At 43.3% G+C, this 24,812-nt stretch carries 16 protein-coding genes; 15 read left to right on the top strand and 1 reads right to left on the bottom strand.

Annotated elements, in window-relative coordinates:
* Window positions 1–149 precede the first annotated feature (149 nt).
* The 3 genes from EOD41_RS11995 to EOD41_RS11985 are packed head-to-tail and all read left to right on the top strand — an operon-like array spanning window position 150 to window position 3,602.
* Window positions 150–2,126, top strand: coding sequence for a polysaccharide biosynthesis protein (locus tag EOD41_RS11995; protein ID WP_127705147.1), 1,977 nt, complete (start codon window positions 150–152; stop codon window positions 2,124–2,126).
* A gap of 25 nt (window positions 2,127–2,151) precedes the next feature.
* Window positions 2,152–3,225 carry a hypothetical protein gene (locus EOD41_RS11990; protein WP_127705145.1) on the top strand — a complete coding sequence of 358 codons (1,074 nt, stop codon included), beginning with the start codon at window positions 2,152–2,154 and terminating at the stop codon, window positions 3,223–3,225.
* Window positions 3,226–3,236: 11 nt separating this feature from the next.
* Entirely contained in the window at window positions 3,237–3,602 is a 366-nt protein-coding gene (locus EOD41_RS11985; protein WP_205780547.1) for a hypothetical protein, read from the top strand.
* A gap of 840 nt (window positions 3,603–4,442) precedes the next feature.
* On the opposite strand, the gene EOD41_RS11980 is transcribed toward EOD41_RS11985, so the two are convergent.
* Window positions 4,443–4,736 (bottom strand): hypothetical protein, encoded by a 294-nt coding sequence (locus tag EOD41_RS11980; protein WP_127705142.1) that lies wholly within the window; start codon window positions 4,734–4,736, stop codon window positions 4,443–4,445.
* A 278-nt stretch (window positions 4,737–5,014) separates the two neighbouring features.
* On the opposite strand from EOD41_RS11980, the gene EOD41_RS11975 reads away from it, so the two are divergent.
* From EOD41_RS11975 to EOD41_RS11920, 12 genes are all read left to right on the top strand, one after another.
* Window positions 5,015–5,584, top strand: a complete 570-nt coding sequence (locus tag EOD41_RS11975) for an RNA polymerase sigma-70 factor (protein WP_127705140.1) — start codon at window positions 5,015–5,017, stop codon at window positions 5,582–5,584.
* 114 nt (window positions 5,585–5,698) lie between these two features.
* Entirely contained in the window at window positions 5,699–6,793 is a 1,095-nt protein-coding gene (locus EOD41_RS11970; protein ID WP_127705138.1) for a FecR family protein, read from the top strand.
* A gap of 215 nt (window positions 6,794–7,008) precedes the next feature.
* Window positions 7,009–10,395 (top strand): SusC/RagA family TonB-linked outer membrane protein, encoded by a 3,387-nt coding sequence (locus tag EOD41_RS11965; protein ID WP_240663368.1) that lies wholly within the window; start codon window positions 7,009–7,011, stop codon window positions 10,393–10,395.
* Between the two features lie 12 nt (window positions 10,396–10,407).
* The gene (locus EOD41_RS11960; protein ID WP_127705134.1) at window positions 10,408–11,826 is read left to right on the top strand and encodes a RagB/SusD family nutrient uptake outer membrane protein; all 1,419 of its coding nucleotides are present in this window, start codon (window positions 10,408–10,410) and stop codon (window positions 11,824–11,826) included.
* Between the two features lie 86 nt (window positions 11,827–11,912).
* Entirely contained in the window at window positions 11,913–12,845 is a 933-nt protein-coding gene (locus tag EOD41_RS11955) for an ABC transporter ATP-binding protein (protein WP_127705132.1), read from the top strand.
* An 11-nt stretch (window positions 12,846–12,856) separates the two neighbouring features.
* A complete protein-coding gene (locus tag EOD41_RS11950; protein ID WP_127705130.1) occupies window positions 12,857–15,283 on the top strand; it encodes a Gldg family protein in 2,427 nt (808 codons plus the stop codon).
* A gap of 2 nt (window positions 15,284–15,285) precedes the next feature.
* Window positions 15,286–16,632 (top strand): MutS-related protein, encoded by a 1,347-nt coding sequence (locus tag EOD41_RS11945; RefSeq protein ID WP_127705128.1) that lies wholly within the window; start codon window positions 15,286–15,288, stop codon window positions 16,630–16,632.
* Window positions 16,629–17,960 (top strand): MutS-related protein, encoded by a 1,332-nt coding sequence (locus EOD41_RS11940; protein ID WP_127705126.1) that lies wholly within the window; start codon window positions 16,629–16,631, stop codon window positions 17,958–17,960. Before EOD41_RS11945 ends, EOD41_RS11940 begins: the two co-directional genes overlap by 4 nt.
* Before the next feature lie 29 nt (window positions 17,961–17,989).
* Window positions 17,990–20,806, top strand: coding sequence for a M16 family metallopeptidase (locus EOD41_RS11935; protein WP_127705123.1), 2,817 nt, complete (start codon window positions 17,990–17,992; stop codon window positions 20,804–20,806).
* Window positions 20,807–21,792: 986 nt separating this feature from the next.
* The gene (locus tag EOD41_RS11930) at window positions 21,793–22,377 is read left to right on the top strand and encodes an RNA polymerase sigma factor (RefSeq protein ID WP_127705121.1); all 585 of its coding nucleotides are present in this window, start codon (window positions 21,793–21,795) and stop codon (window positions 22,375–22,377) included.
* Between the two features lie 178 nt (window positions 22,378–22,555).
* Window positions 22,556–23,398, top strand: a complete 843-nt coding sequence (locus EOD41_RS11925) for an ABC transporter ATP-binding protein (RefSeq protein WP_317133199.1) — start codon at window positions 22,556–22,558, stop codon at window positions 23,396–23,398.
* Complete coding sequence (locus EOD41_RS11920) at window positions 23,395–24,717, top strand: insulinase family protein (protein ID WP_127705119.1); 1,323 nt, start codon at window positions 23,395–23,397, stop codon at window positions 24,715–24,717. Before EOD41_RS11925 ends, EOD41_RS11920 begins: the two co-directional genes overlap by 4 nt.
* Window positions 24,718–24,812 lie beyond the last annotated feature (95 nt).

The following is a 24,812-nucleotide window of genomic DNA, read 5'->3' as shown; positions in this document are numbered from 1 at the left end:
ATTAAATATGCTGTTTCTAATCTCTACAATTAATAGTGACTTAATTTTCATTTATCACATCCCCACTATACTTGTAAAGGCTTGCTGTTTAACGCTTTTGCACAGGTCGTAATAGAAAAACAGGTATAACCAAGTCACATTTAGCCGCAATGTTCAAACTACTCAGCAAAGCCAAACACATACCCCGGTGGTTAATACTTTTTGCTGATGTTTTAATTGCAGGCATCGCTTTCAGTGTATCCTACTTCATTATACTTAAAATAGCCGACACCGCTTTTGATAGCAACACGTTTTTACCTGCGATACTGGCATATGTCGGCCTTTCGGCGGCGGTGTTCTGGCTGATGCGTATACATACTGGCTTAATACGCTACACCAACTCTGAAGATATGCTGCGCATATTTACCGGTGTGTTTTTATGCAGCCTGCTGTTTTGCGCGGCATACCTGTTTGTATTCCCCTTTAAAAGAGCCATAGCTGCCGATAAACTTGCTTTGCTGTTGCTTATCAGTTTCTCCATAAAAAGTTCGGTAATGGTAATGTTGCGTACTATGGTGCGCAGTATTTACTTTTATTTGAAGTTCAACTCATCAGCTAATAAAAAATCAATACTTATATATGGTACAACCCATAATTCGCTATTGTTGAAACAAGCGCTTGAGGCCACCCGCCGTGGTGATTACCATGTGGCCGGGTTTATCGAACTGAACAGCGATAAAGTGAACCGTTTTATTGAGCAGCGTAAAGTGTACCCGTTGGAGGCGATAAGCCGACTGAAGAACAGGCTGAACATTCAAAAACTTATTATCCCCGACGATAAAAGCATTAGTAATGAGGCAAAACAGCTTGTTATTGAAAAATGCCTTCAGGCAGGAGTACGTATATCAACCGTCCCATCGTCACACCAACTACTGGCCGATGAAGGGCTTTATAACCATATCAAGCTAAAAAATCTAAAAATTGAAGACTTGCTGTCTCGACAGCCTATAAGTATCGATGACAAGGCAATATTTGAAGAACTTAGCAGCAAGCGCATCCTGATAACCGGTGCCGCGGGTTCAATAGGATCTGAAATTACACGACAGGTGCTTAAATACAACCCGGCACAGGTAGCCTTGTGCGACCAGGCCGAATCTCCCTTGCACGATTTGCAAATGGAGATAAACGACCTGAACCCGCAAACAACAGTGGATATTTTTATTGCCGATGTACGCAACTACCGCCGTATGCGCGCCTTGTTTAAACAGGTGCGGCCCGAGATTGTGTTCCACGCGGCGGCCTACAAGCATGTGCCGCTTATGGAAAATTATCCTGCTGAAGCCATACAAACCAACGTGCTTGGTACCAAGAACGTAGCCGATCTGGCCGTACATTTTGATGCCGCCAAGTTTGTGATGGTATCCACCGATAAGGCGGTTAATCCAACTAATATAATGGGCGCCTCGAAACGTATTGCCGAAATATACGTGCAATCGTTAAACGAGGCGATAACGCATGGGTATGAGCATCTGACTTCGGTTGCAGATTTTTACAGGTCAGATGCGTCAACAACTGTTAATACCCGCTTTATTACTACACGTTTTGGTAATGTGCTCGGCTCAAATGGGTCGGTAATTCCGCGGTTTGCCACCCAGATAAAAAAAGGCGGACCGGTTACTGTTACGCACCCTGAAATTACCCGCTATTTCATGACCATCCCGGAAGCTGTACAACTGGTGCTTGAAGCCGGTGCAACGCTTGATGGGGGTAAGATACTCGTGTTTGACATGGGTGAGCCGGTTAAAATTGCCGACCTGGCCGATAAGATGATACGGCTGTCGGGATACATCCCCGGTAACGAAATAAAAATTATTTATACCGGTTTGCGCCCCGGCGAAAAGTTGTACGAAGAGCTGCTGAACAAACACGAAAGCACCCAACCCACACATCACGAAAAAATAAAAATAGCCAACGTTGGCGTATACGACTATAAGGACGTGGTGGCCGATATTGATGAGCTTATAAAACTCGCAAGCAAAGACGACCACAATGCCGTGGTGAGAAAAATGAAGAAAATGGTGCCCGAATACCTCAGCAATAACTCGGAGTACGAAAAATTTGACGTCGGTACGGCCAAAGTAAACTGAAACAACACATATAACTATTGATAAAATGTTACGTAAATTATTCGCTTTATTGTGCTTGTATTTAACCGGTACATCAGTTTCACAGGCACAACAGGTATTACAGCGCGATAGCCTCTACCGCAATACCGATTTCGAAATCATTTCGGCAAAATTTTACAGTTTGCGAAGCACTGCACCACAATCGGGCATTGTTGTCGACCTTTCAAAACAATCAAAAGTTAAAGGTTCATTACCTATACATCAGGGTAACCTTGATGCCTGGTACTTTGACGCCGAATTAGGCTCGAACAATGATTATGTGCCGCTTTTTGACAAAGGTAAATGGGCCACCAATGCTATAGGAGCCTTTTCATACACCGTGTTTTTGAACAGGGATAACCGCTACTGGGGGGTAGATAGTCTTGCTATATTGGGGCCGTCATTTTTGAAACCTACGCAAACATTTTGGATATGGCTAAATGCAAAGGCCGGTTACAATCTGAACAGTTTCCTGTTCGCTAATGATAACCCGAACAATGCTAACAGCTATATTTCGCGCCAAACTTATCATAATATTTTCGGTCAGGTTAACGCGGGTTTTTATTTCGACCCTTTTAAAACGCAATTTACATGGCTGTCGTTCGCGGGTAATGTTGGTTTTGAGTATCGTCAAAATGATCATAACTATGCTTCAATGCAAACTGTAAGGATAAACTCATTAAATACAGTCGGTAACACAGCACCGGGCGGTACTGAGGTTGAAATTGAAAGCGAAAAAACATCAGCAAAACATGGCAGGTTCATAGTGGCCAATACACCTGTTGTAAACTATAATGTCAACCTGTTGGTAAACAGCTATAACAATATCACCTTTGGGGTTAACTTTTTTGGCCGTACCCGTTTGGCTGAAGCACTACGTTCAACAGACATTGGTGTTGGCGTAAACTTACCGGTACACAAAATTTTTAAAGCCCAAAAAAGGATAATGATGAACCTTAATCTTGAGTACCAGGTACCTGATGTTACTAACAACCTTGGTACAAACGCGCGTTATTCAGACAAAGGCATACTTAGCCTGGGGGTGGCTATACCGGTTTATTCGTTAACGTATAAAAAATAATTTGCACAGCAATGCACGGTATAAGCAAAAGCAAACATGAACATCTTATGGATGCGTTGCTGCAACTGGAAAATTTGTTGCTGATGGAAACTACTGCACATACAGAGGTTACTGACCCCGAAACTGGCACGCAGGAAATGGAAAGTACCTACAAGTCGGTAAAAAAAACGCGTGCCGAATTGGAGGAATTATTTTCTACCTACAATGTTGCGCTTGGTTCGTTAGCCACTATGATACAGCGCTACGAGGAATTATACAATTACTCAAGGGTGGAATATTTGGCCAAGGTGCTTAAAGAATTACGCCGCCGTGCCAACCCAGCCGATGACCAGTTTAAACTCATGAAAGAAAATATCCAAACAGTTTACCGCACGTAGATTACACCCTGTTAAATTTACTTAATTTTTCACAAGATCAAAAACAGAAAAGCTGTACATCTGCAAGGTGGCGCATTTCGTCAATGTAAGAATAAGGTAGATAGGAGTTAATGAGCACAGGAACGTAATCAACATTTCTTACATTTCGGATAAAAAATAGTTTAGTAAACGTAGCTATTCTAAACTAGTTAGAATGACACAATCATGGAAGTTCATTTTCGTCTGGATTTTTTTTGTGGGCCTGATCACCTCATGTAAAAAAAGCGAACAGTCACCCATCGCAAGCGACTGCGCGTAAACGTCTGCCTTACGACCTACATCATCCCTGCTGTGTTAGAGCCGTCAGGTCCGGCGATAAGGGTTAGCTTCCCGTTATCAATGCGTTTAATGTAGCCGTTTGCGGCGATGTAAATAGTACGGCTGTCCTTGTTCAAAATAATGCTTGTAATTCCACCCAGATCTAAGTTTTTAATATCCGCTCGGTGTAGCCGTTGGGTAAGTGTTTGTACAAGTGGCCTCCGTAAGCAAAATACATCACATTATTGTAACCAACCGTAAGTGCGCTGCGGTTCCGGTGACGCTCCTCGCTTTCTGGATATCCAGGTATTCGTTGGCGAAATATGGCGGGTCGGTGCCAATCCAGCCGCGATCCGGTGTGATCAGAAATTTTACCTGAAGCCCATTTTGAGCAGTCCAGAAAAAGTCACCGTATGTCTTTGACTAAAGTGCCGAAATGGCATAAAACGGTGCAATGGCAAAGTAGAAAGTGCCGTCAGCTTTATAGATACGATTCTCGCTGAAACCTTCATAACTTATACATATCACGTTGATGATACCCGTTTACTTACCGCGATATATTCCGGCTGCATAATCGGGTTGGCGACCGGCTGTGGTACCGGCAGCGTGGTTACTTCTCCTTTGGTAGTCACTTTGCGCACTGTATTGGTATTTCTGTCCGCAACATAAATATTTCCGTCCGTAAGGTGTGTAGAATCTCGCGTTGGCTCCCTTTCCATCCTGGTAATCTAATCCGCCACCGGCAATGGTAGTGATGGTGTTTGGTGTGACTGCATGCTTACGGCCAGCATTATAAAAATCCGGACGTCCTTTCGAAGGATAACGCAATCCTATCACTGATGAGACCCAAATTTTTTAAGAAAACGCTGATGTGGTTCCTGCTTAATGTTTGTACACATAGACTGCGTAGAGTGATCCGGGTTGACGACCTGGTCATTAATAAAGCGGGCTGACATATTGTAGCTTGCAAGTCAGTGTTAACGGTGACGTAGTTGAATATTCAAACCAAGTAGCTGAGCAAAGCTTTTTGCCACTACGCTATGAATAATTTTAAAAAGTTACCTTCTGTGTGTTTGTTATTAAATAATTAACAACTTTTTGTAAATTAGGCCATCATGGCCGTAGTTACCCAGCTATCCGATTCAGAACTGCTCACACTCATGGGAGGGGACGACCGTGCTGCATTCAATGAAATTTATAATCGTTATTGGAAATTGTTGTACCATTCGGCGTGGAATGTTCTAAAGGACAAAGATTCATGCATGGAGGTGGTTCAGGAAGTGTTTGTGTGGCTATGGGAACATAGGGCCGGAATTCGAATCAATTCACTAACACCTTATCTAAAAGCTGCTGTCAAATATAAAGTCACTGATGTTTTACGTGCATATAAGGCCCGGGATGCGGTCTTTGTCAATTTGGATGAATTGGATGTTGTAAATTTATCATTTGAAGACGATCCGCTTGAAATTAAAGAATTGAAAGAGATTATTGTAAAAATGAGTTCAAAATTGCCTGCAAAAGCTAGATTAATTTTTGAATTAAGCAGAAACGAGCAGCTTTCAAATCGCGAGATCGCTGAAAAGTTAGGCATTGCTGAAAAAACGGTTGAAAATCAAATGACTATTGCGTTAAAGAAGCTAAAGATTTCCTTGGGGAGCTTGTCTGCATGGCTCTTCTTTCTATAAATATCGGTTTTTTTCTCCTGTTTATGTTTTTTTTAATTTTTTTTCTAATCTTTTTGGGGGTTGGTTGTCATTTTTTCGCCTTAATATCGAAAAGGCTTAAATCCTCGATAAGAAATGACAAAGGAAAAATTCTTAAAGATTGTTGACCGCATTAGAGACGGTAGTGCCAGTCACGAGGATGTTCGTCTTTATAACGCCTGGTTCAATAACTTTACGCCGAATAGTGAATGGGATGCAGAAGCGGGCGATGCTGAAACAATCAGGAATATAATGTCTCGCAATATCAACGAGCGCATTGCAACGCGGCGTGTCAATCACAATATTACGCCATTGTGGATAAGGTTGGCAGCAGCCGCTTCTATTGTTTTATGCCTGATATTTGGTAGTTTTTATATCCTGCAGAAGCAGGAACCGGATCAACCGCACTATAGTAATGATGTCGCCCCGGGTCATAGTAAGGCAACGTTAACTTTAGCGAACGGGCAAAAAGTTTTATTGACAAAAGGATTGTATAAGCAGCTCACCCAGGGTGCCGCTAGCATACAGATTGACAACGGAATCATTTATTCAAAAGGTATAACCGACGCAGCGAAGATTACCTACAATACCTTGTCTACTGCAGCAGGAGAACAATCCCCGTATCCGCTGATCCTTCCTGATGGGTCTAAGGTTTGGTTAAACGCCAAATCCTCAATAACATTCCCGATCGCATTCTCCGGTAAACAAAGAACGGTTAAAATGAGGGGTGAGGCCATGTTTGAAATTGTGCATGATGAAAAGCATCCTTTTATAGTACAAACCGATGAGCAGACTATTGAAGATATCGGTACTATATTTAATGTGAATGCCTATGCAGATGAAACAGCAACCAGAACCACTCTGGTGGAGGGTAAGGTTAAGGTGAATAATATTCTTTTAAGCCCGGGTCAGCAAAGCGACGGTCATAGCCTTAAAAAGGTCAATGTTAAAAGATACACAGCGTGGCAGAATAATGATTTTCATTTCGAGAACGACGCTATTGAATCCATCATGAAAGAGCTTGCGCGTTGGTACAACATTGAAGTTAAGTATGAGGGCGATATCACAACGGAAAAGTTCACGGCGCAAATTAACCGTGACAAAAACCTCAGTTCCATACTGCAAATATTAGAGAATACAAAAGGTGTGCACTTTAAAGTTGAAGGAAGGAGGGTAACCGTAACAAAATAATCCCTAAAAAAGAGCACAAAAAAAGTCATCTGGCGGTAACCGGATGACTTTGGATAGGATTGCTCCAATAATTAATAAAACTATTATGACTTGCGCCAGCCTGGTGTCTTCGAAAACTGCAAGGCGAACGCACAACCCTAACTTAGCAAATGTACAAAATTTACTCAGAACACTTTGTCCTGCCACCTGGCTTTGCAAAAAAAATCGTTTTGTTCATGAAACTGACCTCCCTGATGCTGATCCTGGCCTTGATGCAGGTAAGCGCGAGCACCCTTGCGCAAAAGGTTACCCTGTCCGAACGAAACGCATCATTATCCACCATATTTGAGCAGATACGTAAGCAAACAGGCTACGACTTCGCTTACACTACGGCAACCATTGAAGCCGCCAAGCCGGTAACCATCAATGTAAAAAATATGGAACTGCATGACGCGCTGAAATTGGTTTTCAATAACCAGCCGCTTGATTATAAAATAGATTATAAGTCTGTAAGTGTAACAAGGAAAGAGCCATCTTTTCTGCAGTCCCTTCAGGAAAGGACCGCTAAATTACTTAAACTTCCCACTGATATTCGCGGCAGTGTTACCGATAGCCTGGGTCAGCCGCTGATTGGGGCAAATGTGAGCTTAACTGTAAAGGGGCTTAATTACGGCGCCATAACCAACGAAAATGGTGAATTCTATTTTGCCAGTGTGCCGGCAAACCGTTACACATTATCCATAACCTACGTTGGTTTCAGTAAACTTGAAGAAACTCTGGATGTTACCGGCGGAGAGATATTGTTAAATCTGATTATGCATACGTTACCATCAGCGCTTGATCAGATACAGGTTATCGCTTACGGTACCGAATCGAAACGGTTCAGTGTTGGTTCGGTTTATACCGTTGGCGCCGACGTGATAGGGAAACAACCGGTCACAAATCCCCTGCTGGCATTACAAGGGCAGGTGCCGGGGCTTTCTGTTATTTCCACTAATGGCGTGCCAGGTTCCACTACGCTGGTGCAACTACGGGGGCAAAATTCACTTGCTACCGACAGGCTTTCATTTAAGCCCTACGATCAGCCTTATTTTATTGTTGACGGCGTGCCTTTCTCACCGCAAAATGTAAACATTAGTCAGTTATCCAATCTGGCCAACGGACAATCATTTAGCGGTGGCCTCGACCAGCCAATGGGTATAGGTGCCTTTAATAATATTAATCCTGCTGATATTCAAAGCATCACCATACTTAAGGATGCCGACGCAACAGCCATTTATGGTACAAAAGGCGCTCACGGAGTTGTCTTAATAACCACAAAAAAAGGAAAAGCCGGAAAAACGGTTGTCGATATCAACGTAAACTCGCAGGTTAACGCGGTGGCCAGGCCAATACAACTGTTAAACACAGAACAATATTTAGAGTTAAGAAAAGAGGCATTTAAACAGGATGGTATAACGCCAAACAATGATCCTAATGATTACTCCGGCGGTTTTGCACCGGATTTGACAATTTATGATCAGAATAAATATACAAACTGGCAGAAAATTATTCAGGGAAACAGCACACATAATACCGATATACATGCCAGCGTATCGGGCGGAAGTGGTGGCAGTACTTTTATTGTTTCCGGTGGTTACACACAATCTGATTATAATTACCCTGGTGATTTTGGTGATAAGAGGTATACCCTGCACAGTGCATTAACCACTGCATCTGCAAATAAAAAATTAAACCTTACCCTTATTGCTGATTATACTTACGAGCAAAATAACTCAGCCAGCGGATATGGAAATGGCGTGTTGTTACCACCAAACACACCCGATTTGATTGATGGAAACGGCAAATTGGTATGGGACTATAAAGGTGTCCCCTTTTACACGAATTTTTACGCGGGTTTAAAGCAGTTGTCGGACCTTCAGAGCTTCAATTTTAATAGCTCATTAAATGTTAGTTATGAAATAATTGAAGGGCTGAAGATTGGTGCCAATGTTGGTTATAACCGTAATACCGGTAACGAGCATTCCATAAATCCGTCTACTGCTCAAAATCCTACCTATATCAATATAAGTGCGGCCTTTGCCAATACTTCCGCGCAAAACATCAACATCGAACCGCAGATAAATTTTAACAAGTCGATCGGCAAAGGCGAATTCACCGCATTAGTAGGCGGTACTTATCAAAAAACTACTACATATTCTTTTCAAACGCAGGCTTATGGTTATTCAAACGATGCCTTCCTGAATTCGATTAACGGAGCCAGTTCACTAACACCATTTGACCAGGCGGGACTTATTAAGTACGTGGCCTTGTTTGGCCGTTTGAAATATGTCTATGATCAGAAATATATCATTGAGTTCAGCGGCAGGCGGGATGGATCGAGTAATTTTGGGCCGGGCAACCAATTCGGTAGCTTCGGTTCAATAGGGGCGGGCTGGATATTTTCTGAGGCGGCCCTGTTCAAAAAAGCACTGCCTTTTATCAGCTTTGGTAAACTATCGGGAAGTTACGGTACAACCGGCAGCGATGCTTCGTCAGGATACAAATTCCAAGCCTTGTACAGTGCTTTCCCTTATGGTAATACCACACCTTTTCAGGGTATAAAACAGAACATTCCGATTAACCTCTACAATCCTGATTTTAAGTGGGCTACAAAAAGATCAATTAATATCGCGTTAGACCTTGGGTTCCTGAATAGCCGCTTATCGGTAAATGCTACCTATTACCGCGATCGTGAAGGCGACCAACTGGTTGAATACCCATTGGCTTCGCAGGCAGGTTTTGCTACCGTATATGAAAATCAGCCCGCTACTGTTCAAAACAAAGGCTGGGAATTTACGCTGACATCCATAAACGTGAAAACTACTGATTTCACATGGTCAAGTAATTTCAACATATCATTTAACCGCAATAAACTGCTGGCGTTTCCAAACCTGGAATCGTCCTCCTATACCAATCAGTACGTTATTGGTCAGCCTACCAGTGTTATATTCGGCTACAGGTATAAAGGCGTGAACCCTGAAAGCGGCCTTTTCGAATTTTACAAGGCCGATGGGACAGTCACTACCACGCCCGATTACAGGCCGGTATGGAAAGGTGGCGACCAGGTAATAATTGCCAACAGGGAAACAAAATTCATGGGCGGATTTGGTAACAATTTTACCTATAAACAATTCAGTCTCTATGTTTTCTGCCAGTTTTCAAGCAGTACTCAACCCAATGCCATTTCGGCACTTTATAACAACCCGCCGGGTTTTGCAAGTAACATACCTGCTTATGTGCTTGGTAAATACTGGACCGGGCCCGGAGATACCGATGCCATACTGCAACGATTAGCGAGCAGTTATAATTCGCCATACGTAAATGCAGCGTACAGGTTTATTCCGTCAACCGGGGGCTATAGCAATGATACTTACCTGCGCGTAAAAACCGCGGCTTTATCGTATCAATTGCCGCAAGCCTTGATTGAAAGGGTAAATATTAAAGGTGCCGGAGTTTTTGTGAACGCCCAAAACCTGTTTACCATCACCAACTACAAGTTTGGCGACCCGGAACAGCCCGGCAATTTTAACATTTTTCCCCTGCAGCGCATTATAGCATTTGGTTTAAACCTCAAATTTTAGACGATCAGCATCATGAAGAAAATATTATCTGATAAAAATAAAATACTGGCGAGTGGTTTGTTAGTTGCTCTCAGTACCCTTGTTTCCTGCAAAAAATTAATTGAAATTCCTGCTAATCCACCAACGCAAATCACCCGAGAGCAGGTGTTTGCCGATAGCGCTACAACGATTTCGGCCGTAGCAGGGGTTTTCTCTTATACCCCCGGTGGGCATGGCATACCTTACAGCGATGGACTTTTCACGGCTGCAACCTCGCTTTCGGGTCATGAAGTGTTTTACACCAACAGTAATGGCGACAATGGTCAATTTTATAATTATCGCATCACACCGATAAATGAAGAATTAGAACAATTATGGGCAATGCCTTACGCAGAGATTTATCATGTTAATGATGTGCTAGCCGGAATAACCGATAACAGCAACTTATCAGCGTCGTTTGTCAAGCAAATAACTGGTGAAATGAAGGTAGTAAGAGCTTTCTGTTATTTTAATATGGTTAATTTATTTGGCGGGGTGCCGTTAATTACTACAACCGATTACTCGGTCAACGCGCAGATGCCCAGGGCTTCGGTTGACGCAATATATCAACAGATATTAACGGACCTTGACGATGCTGTTAAAAAATTACCCGAAGCTTATCCGTCGTCGGGCCATGTGAGGCCAAACCTTTACACGGCTATAGCATTACAGGCAAAGGTCAATCTGTATCAGGAAAGATGGCAGGCCGCTTATAACGAAGCAGATTCGGTTATTAAATCAGGTTTGTATGATATTACAACAACACCCTTAAGTGATGTGTTCTTAGAGGGAAGTGCCGAAGGGATATGGCAGGTGCCTATTCAAAATCAATACGCTGGATCGGGAGATGCTAACCAGTTTTACCCTTACTCCTCTGACGCTACACCCAATTACATAGTGACAGATTCATTGTTAACTCAATTTGAGGCCGGAGATCAGCGCTTTAGCAACTGGGTGGGTGTTAACGTGGTAAATGGTGATAATGTATATTTCCCAGCCAAGTATAAAGACCTGCAGCCAACCAGCCCTGCTACTTATTTTATGCTGTTGAGGCTTGGCGAAATGTACCTTATCCGCGCCGAAGCTGCCGCACAACTTGGTCACCTCGAACAGGCTTTAGCTGATGTTAACATCTTACGCAACAGGGCGGGCTTGGGCAACAGTACAGCTAACCTGGCATCACAAACCGCTGTATTAGCTGCTGTTAGAAAGGAAAGGCGAACGGAGTTGTGTTTTGAATTTGGCAACAGGTGGTTTGATGTAAACAGAACAAGTACCGATAATAAATACCCGTTAAACGGGCAGGCAGCTGTCGTGCTTGCAAACTGGAAACCTGATTTTGGCTTATATCCGTTGCCTCAATCACAACTGCAGTTGAACACCCATTTGTCACAAAATCCGGGTTACAATTAAGTAGTAAATTTTAATAGAAAGCATCTTGAATCATATCCGGGGCATGGTTATGCCCCCGGACAGGGCATCTCATTTCAAAAATAAATATGGAAAATTCAATTTTGAGTATTAAAAACTTATCGCACCGCTACAGTACCAGCTGGGCTATCCGCGACATCAACCTGGATATAAACCGTACCGGGATTTTAGGCCTACTCGGCTCAAATGGCGCCGGTAAATCCACCACCATGAACATTATGTGCGGCGTTTTAAACCAAACGGAAGGTACGGTGCTGGTTAATGGTGTTGATATACGTGAACAGCCTGAATTGGCCAAGCGCCAGATAGGCTTTCTTCCGCAAAATCCGCCATTGTACCTTGACTTCACAGTAGATGAATACCTGACTTACACAGCCGAGCTGCGGAAAATGGCCCCCATGGATATTAAGCCCGCGCTGGAAGAGGCGAAAGACCGTTGTGGTATAGCGCATTTCAGTAACCGGTTAATCAAAAACCTGTCGGGCGGTTACCGCCAGCGGGTAGGTATAGCGCAGTCTATTATCCATAAACCTAAGCTGGTGGTCATGGATGAGCCCACAAACGGCCTGGACCCTAACCAGATTACCGAGGTGCGTTCACTCATAAAGGAAATTGCTGTGGAACACGCCGTGATTTTTTCGTCGCATGTTTTATCAGAAGTGCAGATGCTGTGCAAAGAGATAAAGATGATAGCCGACGGGAAAATCGTCTTTTCGGATACCATGGATGCTTTTAACAACTATGTTGAGCCGCATAGTGTGCTGATGAATATGGAAAACCCGCCAACAGCGGCCGAGCTGTTGAAAATAGCCGGTGTAAACAAAGTGGACTTTGTGACAGAGCGCCAAGCCCGTGTTTATTTTACCGGCGACCGTGAGATTACCGAAAGGCTGATAGCGGCAAGTGTGCATAACGGCTGGCGTTTAAGAGAAATCAATCTTGACAAAACAGCGCTCGATGAGATTTTTAAACAATTATCTACCAAAACAACGCAATCTTAATTTATCCTGAAATGAAACTAACGTTCAAAATAGCGAAGGCCGAGCTACGCAACCTGTTTTACTCGCCTATAGCGTGGTTCTTAACCATCGCTTTTATGGTGCAATGCGCCTTTTCCTATACCAAATTGATAAACAACTATGCCAGTCAGCAGGAAATGGGCGGTATGGGGTTGAACTACATGAACCAGTTAACCTATAATGTATTTACCAGTCCATACGGATTGTTTAACGGCATCATGCAAAACCTGTATTTATATATTCCACTGTTAACCATGGGGCTTATCAGCCGCGAGATTAATGGCGGTACCATCAGCCTGCTGTATTCGTCACCGGTAAAAATAAAAGAAATCGTTTTCGGCAAATACATCGCGATGATGGCTTACAGCGTGATTTTGCTGCTGGTGATAAGCATTTTTATGGTAGCCGGTGTATTGGATATCAAGTCTGCAGATTACGGGATGCTTCTGGCAGCAGCCCTTGGCTTTTACCTGTTGCTGTGCGCTTATTCTGCCATCGGACTATTTATGTCGAGTTTAACCAGCTACCAGATCGTAGCGGCGGTAAGTACGTTTGTAATGATTGGTGTGCTTACGTATATCGGCACCCTGTGGCAGAGCATAGATTTTGTACGCGACCTCACCTATTTTCTTTCTCTTTCTGGGCGTACCAGCCACATGCTTGGCGGGCTTATCACCACAAAAGATGTGATTTATTTTATTATTATCGTGTACATCTTTTTGGGGCTCACGATTTATAAGCTGCAATCGGGACGTGAAACAAAACCTTGGTATGTCCTGGCAAGCCGTTATGTTGCGATTGTTGTTTCGGCCTTGGTCATCGGTTATGTTACCTCGCTTCCAAGCCTTATTGGTTATCTGGATACTACCGCTAATAAAGACAATACGCTTACGCCTAAGGTGCAGCAGATTATTAAGGAATTGGGCGATGGTAAGCTTGAGGTTACCTCATACAACAACTTTCTGGATAACTATTCGTGGTTTGGCCTGCCTGAGCAACGCAACGATTATTTAGGGAGATGGGAGTCGTATTTACGTTTTAAGCCGGATATAGAGTTTCATTATGTAAACTACTATGACATGCCTTTAGCCCTCGGCTACAACCTGTTTGAATCGTACAAAGGCAAAACCATTAAACAAATTGCAGAGCAAAGGGCCAAGGGATCTGATTTGAGCATGGATATGTTTAAAACACCTGAGCAAATTCAGAAGGAAATTGATTTAAAGCCCGAGCTGAACCGTTTTGTAATGAAATTGACCTACAAGGGTAAGTCAACGTTTCTGCGTGTGTTTAACGACCAGGTTGTTTGGCCGATGGAAGCCGAAGTTTCGGCTGCTTTTAAAAGATTGCTGGAAGCAAAGATGCCTAAGATTGCCTTTGTAATCGGCAACGGCGAACGTAGAATTGGCAAAAAAGGCGACAGGGAGTACAAGCTGGTAACCAGCGACAAAACATTTCGCTACGCCCTTATTAACCAGGGATTTGATGTAGATACACTTGCGTTGAATACTCAAAACATTCCGGATGATATAAAGGCATTGGTAATTGCCGACCCGCAAACCGAATTAAGCGCGGAAGCCACTCAAAAAATACACGCCTATATAGCAAAAGGCGGCAACCTGTTAATAGCTGGTGAACCGGGCAGGCAGCACTTGCTTAACCCATTACTGAAAACATTGGGCGTGCAATTAACAAATGGTATGCTGGTGCAGCAAAGCGAAGACTACGCGCCAACATTGGTGTTGCCATATATGACAAAGGCTGCCATAGGTTTCGCCAAACTGTTGGACAAACCTTCGATAGATACGTTGCCAATTTCTATGAACGGCTCAGCTGCATTAACCTATCGTGATACCAGCGGCTTTACTGCAAAGCAATTGCTGATTACCAAAGCCGGGCTTGTTAGCAATACCATGCGGCGAAACCCTGATTTGGATATTGTTAACACCAAAGACGAGGAGAAGTCAACATCAACCGGCGGAGTACAAATAATGGCTGCTGGTGGTGGTGGTTTTGTTACAGCTGCACCAACGGCTACTGGTGGCGCGAAAAAGCCAAAACCAGTTTCGACTAAAAAGAATACTTCAAAAGAAAAATTTACCATCGCTTTAGCGCTAACACGCCAAATTAACGGTAAAGAGCAACGCATTCTTATTAGTGGTGATGCCGACTTTTTAAGCAATTCAGAATTAGGAAGGTATGAACCACGAACATCCAATTTTAATTTTAGCACTGCCTTATTTAGCTGGTTGAATTATGGTCAATATCCTGTAGATGCCTCACGACCGGATGCCAAAGACAACCGTGTTACGGTAAGTACAGACCATGTTGCCTTTTTAAAGATACTGTACATATACGTTGTACCGGGATGCATCCTGATTTTCGCCGTTATCTTTTTAATTCGCCGTAAACGGAAATAAGCATGTTATTTACAACTGACAAGCAAACACAAGACGACCTCAATATCTACGGTAAACAGGGGACTGATTCTATCTTTTCCCTGTTCAACCGTACATCAACGGTCAATGGCTCAAAATTACTGGAAGAGTTGTTTCGTCACCCGCTTTCGGAAGCAGAAACGATTAACGCGCGCAGCGAAAAAATCAGTTACCTGAAAACCGTAAAGGCCGTGTTCCCTTTCGGTGCCGAACTGTTTGACCAAGCCGAGCAATACATGGCAAACACCGATGAAAGAACCAAACTTACCGCCGAAAAACCATCGTTTGAAAAAATGCTGACCGCCCTGGTAGCATCGAATGCCGACTATAAGCAGATTGTTAGCGGGATAGGCGCGTTGATAGAAATTGTTCAGCTGTTGAACAGTTATTTAAACGATGTTTTGCTGTTAGCTGGTAGTCCGTTTAAAAAAGACGAGGAAATAGCTGATATCCATAAGTTGCTGTATACCGAACCGGTAAATTTATTACTGAAGGAAAACGCAAAAAGCAAGCTGCCGCATGAAAAACTGGTGGCTTATGATTTAACACTGAGGTTCAGGCACCGCGATACTGTGCAGCAAATATTGCGGTGCATTTACCGGCTCGATGTATATATCACGGTTGCCAAAGTAGCTGCCGAACGCAATTATGTTTTCCCCAAAGCCGTGCCCAAAAATTACCACCTAGTAAAGATTGATGCTTTTTATCATCCGCAGTTAAAAAATGCGGTAGCCAACAGCATACATATAACAGCCGACAGTAATGTTATTTTTTTAACGGGGGCCAATATGGCAGGTAAATCAACCTTCATGAAATCGTTTGGAATAGCCATGTACCTGGCGCACATGGGCTTCCCTGTAGCGGCCACAGCAATGGAGTTTTCAGTGCTCGACGGAATATATACCACCATCAATTTGCCCGATAACTTAGGTATAGGCGCAAGCCATTTTTACGCCGAAGTATTGCGGATAAAGAAAATTGCCAAAGAACTAAGCGCGGGCCACAACATCTTCGTGATTTTTGATGAACTGTTCAGGGGTACAAATGTAAAAGACGCTTACGAAGCCACCATAGCTATCACCACCGCTTTCGCAAAAAAGCGCGGCAGCAAGTTTGTTATTTCCACCCACATTATCGAGGCGGGCGATGTACTGAAACAACACAGCAACATAAGTTTTAAATACTTGCCTACCAAAATGGACGGAACTACGCCCATATATACCTACACCTTACAAAGCGGCATAACCGACGACCGGCACGGGATGATCATCATTAACAACGAAGGCATACTGGATATGCTGAAAAAAGGAAAGGGAGGCGATAACAAATGAGTTTTATAGCTGATAAACAAACGCTTGAAGACATGAACATGCTGGGCAAGTACAACCACCACTCGATCTTTAACCTGTTTAACAAAGTAAAAACAACAGGTGGAGAAAAGCTGCTTCAGCAGATGTTTCAAACCCCGCTTACTGATGCGGAGCTGATTAATAAACGCAGCCGAACTTTCGCATATTTTCAAAGCACGCAAATCACTTTTCCGTGTAGCAACGAACAATTCGGCGCTATGGAGAATTACCTGAGCGGCAGTATCGGTAAATTTTTTCCGGGGGTAATTATATACCATGCAAGCAAAAAATTACAGGCTGCTGTATTAAGAGACGAGGAATATCCAAAGCTGCAAAACGGCTTGCAGCAAACAATTGCGGTATTGCGGCAGTGCAAAGCATTCATCAGCCAATTTGAAGAAAAGGCAAGGCAAAAACATCCTTTTTATGATGAACTGCAAATGGTTAAAACAATACTTAGTGACCCGAAACTGGAATGGCTGAATAAAGCGCAAAGTGGCCAATCGTCCCTGTTAAATACAGCCAGATACGATTACCTGTTACGGCATACCATGCAACAGGCTCTGCAAACTGTAATGGATACGTTTTATATGCTGGATGTATATCTCGCGGTAGCCAATTTAGCCCGCGAAAAACAGTGGAATTTCGCAACAGCACTGCCAAACGGAACTAACCTGTTTACGGCAACCGAACTAAGGCATCCCAACATTAATAAAGCGGTAGCTAACCCGGTATCATTTAATAGCGACAGCAACCTTATATTTTTAACAGGGGCCAATATGGCGGGCAAATCCACCTTTATGAAGGCCTTTGGTATCAACGTTTATCTCGCGCACATGGGCTTTCCGGTAGCGGCAAACAATATGGAGTTTTCGGTTAAACAAGGTATTTATACATCTATCAATGTACCCGATAACCTGGATATGGGGTTAAGCCATTTTTACGCCGAAGTACTGAGGGTAAAAAAGGTGGCCGAAGAAGTAAGCAGCGGAAAAAATCTCGTGATCATTTTTGATGAGCTGTTTAAGGGCACCAACGTAAAGGATGCCTACGATGCCACACTGGCGGTAACGGCAGCTTTTAGCGAATACCGCAATTGTTTGTTTATTATCTCCACGCACATTATTGAAGCAGGAGAAGTTTTAAAACATCAAAGCAACATCCAGTCGCTTTACCTGCCTACTATTATGAATGGCTCTGTTCCCACTTACACATATCAATTAGAAACCGGCATATCGGCTGATCGCCATGGGATGATGATTATTGAAAACGAAGGGATACTGGAATTGCTGGAAGCACAAATCAATTAACAAATGTCTTGATTAAATCAAACCTGATTATGCACTCAAAAATTTATCGCAAGCCCTACATTCTGGCGCTTGTATGCTTTTCATTTTTTACATTCAATATAAACGCGCAAACCATCCCATTGGATGCAAAGGTGCGCACGGGTAAACTGGCCAACGGCTTTACCTATTACATAAGGCATAACGAAGAACCCAAAAACAGGGTGACCTTTTACCTGGCCAACAAAGTTGGGGCGGTATTAGAAGATGACGACCAGCGTGGCCTGGCGCACTTTATGGAGCACATGAGCTTTAACGGTACAACTCATTTCCCTAAAAACGAATTGATAAACTATCTGCAAAAATCGGGCGTACGCTTTGGCGCGGATATTAATGCTTATACCAGTTTCGACGAAACGGTTTACCAGTTACCGTTGCCATCAGACAATCCGGAGATAGTAAAGAACGGTGTTTTAATTATGCACGACTGGGCCAACGGTGCCACGCTTGATGACACGGAGATAAACAAAGAACGTGGTGTAGTACTGGAAGAAAAACGCCTTGGACGCGGTGCCGGTGACCGCATGCGGACTAAATATTTCCCCGTTATACTAAACAATTCTCGCTATGCCGACAGGCTGCCTATAGGTACAGAAGAAGTGTTGAGTAACTTTAAACCCGAAGCCATTAAACGCTTTTACCGCGATTGGTACCGTCCAAACTTGCAGGCTTTGATTGTAGTGGGCGATATCAATGTCGACGAGATGGAGAAAATCATTAAATTGAAATTCGCCGATCTTAAAAATCCTGTAAAGCCAAGGGTGCGTACCAAATACTCGGTACCGCTAACCGGTAAAAACCAGTTTATAGCAGTAACTGATCCTGAAATGCCTGCGATTAATGTCGAAGTCACGATTAAGCAACCAGAGCTGAAATTACATACTAAAGCCGAATACAGATCAAACATAATACGCGGCTTATATAACCAAATGATGGCTGAACGCTATACCGAATTACAGCGCCAGGCGGAGCCGCCTTTTTTAAACGGCGGTGCAGGGATCGACAAATTTTTGGGCGGGCTTGATGCTTACACCGTATCGGTAACTGCCAAGCCGGGCGAACTAGAAGAAGGCTTTAAAGCCGCATGGCGTGAAAACTATAGGGTTAAGCGTTTCGGTTTTACTGAAAGTGAGTTGGCACGCGCAAAAACCAGCTATCAAAGCCAGTTTGAAGCCATGCTAAGAGAAAAGAATAAAACGCGATCTGAAAGTTATGTAAACGAATACCTACAGCACTTTTTGCATGGCACAGCATCTCCGGGCATCGACTACGAGTACAAATTAGTGACAGAAAATTTGGCCGGTATTACCCTTAATGAGCTAAACACGCTTGCTAAAACAATTATCAAATCTACAGACAGGGATATTTTGCTGATGGCGCCTGAAAAAGATAAAGCAGGGTTACCAACAGAAGCTACTTTCAATACCTGGATGAAAGATGTGGAAGCCGAAAACTTAACACGATATCAAGACGAAACAAGTACCGAAACCTTGCTTATGAAAGAGCCCGTTGCGGGTAAAATAGTAAGCGAAACCAAAGATGCAAAATTAGGCATAATCACACTTGCCTTAAGCAATGGTATAAAAGTGCTGTTAAAGCCAACAGATTTCAGAAACAACGAAGTGTCGTTTTCAGGTTTCGCGCCGGGAGGGACATCGCTGTATTCTGACGCGGATTACCAGTCTGCCTCAGCTGCGGACATCGTCCCTGAATTTGGCGCCGGAAATTATAATGCGACAGTCTTAACTAAATACTTATCAGGCAAGCAGCTAAGCGTGCAAACTTCGATAGGCGAGCGGGCTCAAACTATAAGCGGCGGCGCTGTGAATAGTGATCTGGAAGCTGCCTTGCAACTGGTGTACGCCTATGTTACAGAGCCGAGAAAAGATACGGCGATGTTTCATGGTATGATGCAACAGGCAAAAGGCAGCCTGGTTAACCGACTGAATGATCCAAATAGTGTCTTCCAGGACACCATAAGTGCTGTTTTGAGTAATTATAGCGTCCGCCGTTCCGGTCCATCGGTTGAAAAGATAGATCAAATAAATCTTGATAAGGCATACTCGGTTTACAAAGAACGTTTTGCTGATTTGAGCGGGTTTACCTTTGTATTTGTGGGTAGTATTGATACAATTACCATTAGGCCGTTAATTGAAAAATATATTGCAAGTCTTCCTGCAAACGGTAAAACACAACAGGCAAAGGACTTGAATATTAACATACCACCAGGCCTTATCGAAAAGATAGTTTACAAAGGGTCGGAACCTAAGGCAACGGTAAGATTGGTTTTTTCTGGAGCTTTCGATTACAGTTTTGAAAATAAACTCAAGATGGACGCGCTGAAAGAAACTTTGCAGATAAGAATGCTGGAAAGATTACGCGAAGACGAAAGTGGTGTGTATTCACCGGGTGTGCAAATGAATACAGTTAAATTACCAAAAGGCAGGTTCAGCACCATCATCACTTTTGGCTGCGCCCCACAAAATGTCGACAAGCTGATTGCTTCAGCGCTTGATGAAGTAAATAAGATCAAAACCGATGGTCCGCCGCAGATCAACGTAGATAAGTTTAAGGCTGAAACACAAAGAGGAATAGAAACTGCCTTAAAAAACAACGGCTTTTGGTTGGGTTACCTGAACACGCAATTACAAAACGAAGAAAAGCTTGATGAGATCGATCATTATATCGATCAGCTGAACAAGATAACACCAGCTGATGTAAAACAAGTGGCTGAGAAATACCTCACAGGCAAAAATTATATCAAGCTCGTGTTGCTTCCTGAAGACGCAGGAAAACCCGGCACCAAATAATTGTTTTTGTTCTTTATATCAGTTAGTAGTTACCTCAGTAATTACGGTTAATTAGTGCAAAGCGCCCTCCTTGAAAAAGCGTGGGCGCTTGCTACATTTTGCGATCCGTAAAATTTCAATAACAATGTGCCGGTCGTAAAATAAGCAACAAGCTTATTTACCAATCAGTAGCTGTTTCGTGTTTAACAATTTCGGCGTTAATATTATCAAAAACATTTCCTCCAAAAAGCATTTAAGCTTACCTGTCCTAAAATTAAATGAGTCATCCTGACTCGATACTCAATTTAGTGATTTGACTGAGACCAATGTAACGAGCATGCTAAACACACGGCGCCCGACTTGTACAGTTTTACCGGCCCTGTACACGGGTATGTCGGCGAATTTAGCCTGATGGGTAAGTAGGGGTAAGGCACCTACTTATAATGCATGGGAACGATGGCTGTTCGGAGGGTTCAGTGGCAGTCAGGTTAGTTTCATCAGGGGCCAAGGCTCCGGGGCAGCATAGCTTATTGCATTTAATTGCAGCATTTAGTCCAATAAAAAATATTAATTCAGATTTTACCATTAAAGGAAGGAACCTTTCGATAAGTACCCCCACCTTTACAGGTATAACTTCATCATCGAATGCCGACCAAAATTGTTCACTGATCAGTAACTGTTGATAGTAATATTCTCCGGCGTTAACTTATTATTAACTACGCTGTCCGTTCAAATGTTAAATAATGTCATGCTTTTCATTGTCTGCTGCATTCGGTAGGACAGAGTTTGGCCCCCGACTGGAAAAGGTATTGCGCTTGCTGGATTCTGTATAGAATATGGCGGATAAATCGGTATTTTTCTGATTAACGCGATAAAGTTTGCTCGCCGTAAACACCACAACCGTTAATCTTCATACGGCAAAATTTTATGAATTGTTAAACTACTTTTAAGGTTGCAAGCTTTTTTATACTTTTAGTTTCAATACCTCCCCTGTTAACTATAGCGTTTTGGCTGACTATAAAGTGTACTCAGATGCTGACCTTACCGTGCTTTTAAAAGCAGGCGACAGGTTGGCTTTTGCCGAAATTTACGACCGCTATAAACTGATACTGCACAACCACGCCTGGAACAAAACCCGCAACACTGTTGAAGCACAAGATGTCATTCAGGAAGTGTTTTCAAACCTATGGACGAAGAGAGAGGTGCTGCAAATTGGCAGTAACCTGTCGGGCTACCTGTATAGCGCGGTGCGTAACCACATACTTAACCTGTTTGCCAAAAAGCAGGTAAAAGAAAAATACATACAATCTATACAACAATTCAATCAGCAGCGCGCCGGTGTTACCGACCACCGTGTGCGCGAATCAATGCTGCGCGAATTGATAGAAAAGGAAATAGCGCAACTTCCGCCAAAAATGCGCGAAGTATTTGAACTGAGCCGCAAGCATCATCTCAGCCACAAAGAGATAGCCGAAATAATGGGTACAACAGAGCAAACTGTAAAAAAACAGGTATCGAACGCGCTGAAACAATTGCGTAGCAAACTTGGCCTGTTGTTGTACCTGTATTTGCTTTGGACCCTGAAGCACTAAGCAACGCACCTTTATTTTAATCCACAATACCCCCTGCATCCAACCACCCTGTCTTACGGTATAAAAACACTGTTTAGATAGTTGGAAAATAGCATTGTAAAGGCATCAAACCTGTCGCACAGGTATAGTCGCGATTGGGCAAATCAGGGATATCAATCTCGAAATAAGTAAAGTAGGAGTGCTAGGTTTGCTTGGCTCGAACGGAGCAGGTAAATCAACTACCATGAATATTTTGTGCGGCGTACTCAGCCAAACCGAAGGCACGGTGCATATTGATGGTATAGACTTGAGGAAACATCCCGAAGAAGCTAAAACCCGCATCGGCTTTTTGCCGCAAAACGCCCCGCTGCACCTCGACCTTACAGTGAGGGAATACCTTACTTACTGCGCGCATCTGCGAAGCATAAATAAAAGAAATATTAAGACTGCCGTTAATGCCGCTATGGAAAAATGCGGGGTGGCGCATTTCAGGTCAAGGGTGATCAATAACCTGAGTGGGGGGTATAGGCAGCGGGTTGGCATTGCCCAAAGTATCATCCATCAACCTAAACTGGTGGTGCTTGATGAACCTACCAACGGCCTCGATCCAAACCAGATTTTAGAAGTACGCAAGCTGATAAAAGAAATAGCGACAGAAAGAGCGGTAATATTTTCATCGCATATACTATCTGAGGTGCAGGCTACTTGCGATGAGATACGCATGATTGAAGGTGGCCGGATGGTGTTTGCTGATACCATGACGGCGTTTAATAACTACATATTGCCCAATTCGCTACTGGTGTATATGGATAACCCGCCGCCTGTTAAAACGCTGGCGGCTATACAAGGCATAAATGCTATCGAACAGCTTACTGATGGTGGCATACGTATGCATTTTGACACCAGCACAAAAGTATCGGCAAAAATTATCGTGATGGCCGTAACCAACAACTGGCAGCTAACTGAGATAATGCTCGAAAAAAGCAGTCTCGATGAAATATTCGTCCAATTATCAAATAAAACTGCCGAACCATTATCATGACCAAGATTTTAAAAATTGCCAGGCTCGAACTCAGCATCCTCTTTTATTCGCCGGTGGCCTGGCTGGTACTTGCTATTTTTATGGTGCAGGCTGGTACGGGCTTCTTCGGCATGCTGAGCAGCTTCCAGGAGCTGTTTATGATGGGCGAAAAGGCGGATAATTTAACGCGCATGCTTTTCCCGGGTATAAACGGTTTATTTGATAAGGTACTGCAAACACTTTACCTGTATATTCCGCTGCTCACCATGGGGCTTATCAGCAGGGAACTAAGCAGCGGGTCGATAAAGTTGCTGCTATCATCACCGGTAAAAATAACGGAGATAATATTGGGCAAGTACCTTACCATGTTGTATTACGCGCTAATGCTGATAGCCATTTTAGGCATATACAGTTTAATTGGAGTAGTTATTAAAGATTCGCTGCTGTATAAAAGCATGATGGACCGCTCAAGGGCACGGTACTACAACCGCGCAAACGACCCCGGCGCTGCGTTTAACGATACCATAAGCGCGGTTTTAGGCAACTACAACTTTCGCCGCACAGGACCATCGCTCAAAAAACTTGATATGGTAAACCTCGATAGGGTTTTTAGTATATATAAAGAACGGTTTGCCAATGCCGCCAATATGGCTTTTGTGTTTACCGGTAATATTGATGTAAAGGCAGCCAAGCCACTGTTTGAAAAGTATCTTGGTTCGTTGCCGTCAACATCAACTACTGAAAAACCACGCGACCTGGTTATTGACCCACCGGTAGGCAAAATATCTAAAACGATTATAAAAGGTAAAGAAGCAAAAGCCACGGTGGTTATGGTGTATTCTGGCAAGTATGATTTTAATAATCAAAACAATATTGTTTTTGATGCTTTACAGGAGAATTTAAATATCAGGCTGATAGAAACACTTCGTGAAAGGGATGGGAGCGTTTACAGTCCGCGGGTTGATTTTAATTTGGTTAAAGAACCCGCGCAAAGGTTCTCGCTCACCATACAGTTTGGATGCGATCCGGCGAATGCCGAAAAACTTATTGCCTCGGCACAGGAAGAGGTGCGCAGGTTATCGGCCGAAGGCCCGCAGGAAGAAAATATAGCCAAATGGAAAGCCGAATGGCGCCGCCAGCGCGAACTCGACCTGCGTGAAAATGGCTGGTGGCTAAATTATATAATACGTCAGCTACAATCAGTCGCTGATGTAAAGGAATGTAATGAAGATGCTAAAATTGTTGATGCTGTTGATACTTCCGCAGTAAAAAAGGCTGCTAAGCAATATCTGCTAAACGGTAACCTGATAAAATTTACCCTTATGCCCGAAGCACACTAGTGAAGCGAGAGCAAGTAAACGTTTTTTCATTTTACGTTAAAAATGAGGTTTTACAGTTAATTAGGCGCTCCCCTGAAATGGGGGCGTTTTTTTGC

This window comes from Mucilaginibacter limnophilus, from assembly GCF_004005815.1.
In the GTDB taxonomy this organism is placed as follows: domain Bacteria; phylum Bacteroidota; class Bacteroidia; order Sphingobacteriales; family Sphingobacteriaceae; genus Mucilaginibacter; species Mucilaginibacter limnophilus.
This window is presented reverse-complemented; position numbering and strand designations above follow the sequence as displayed.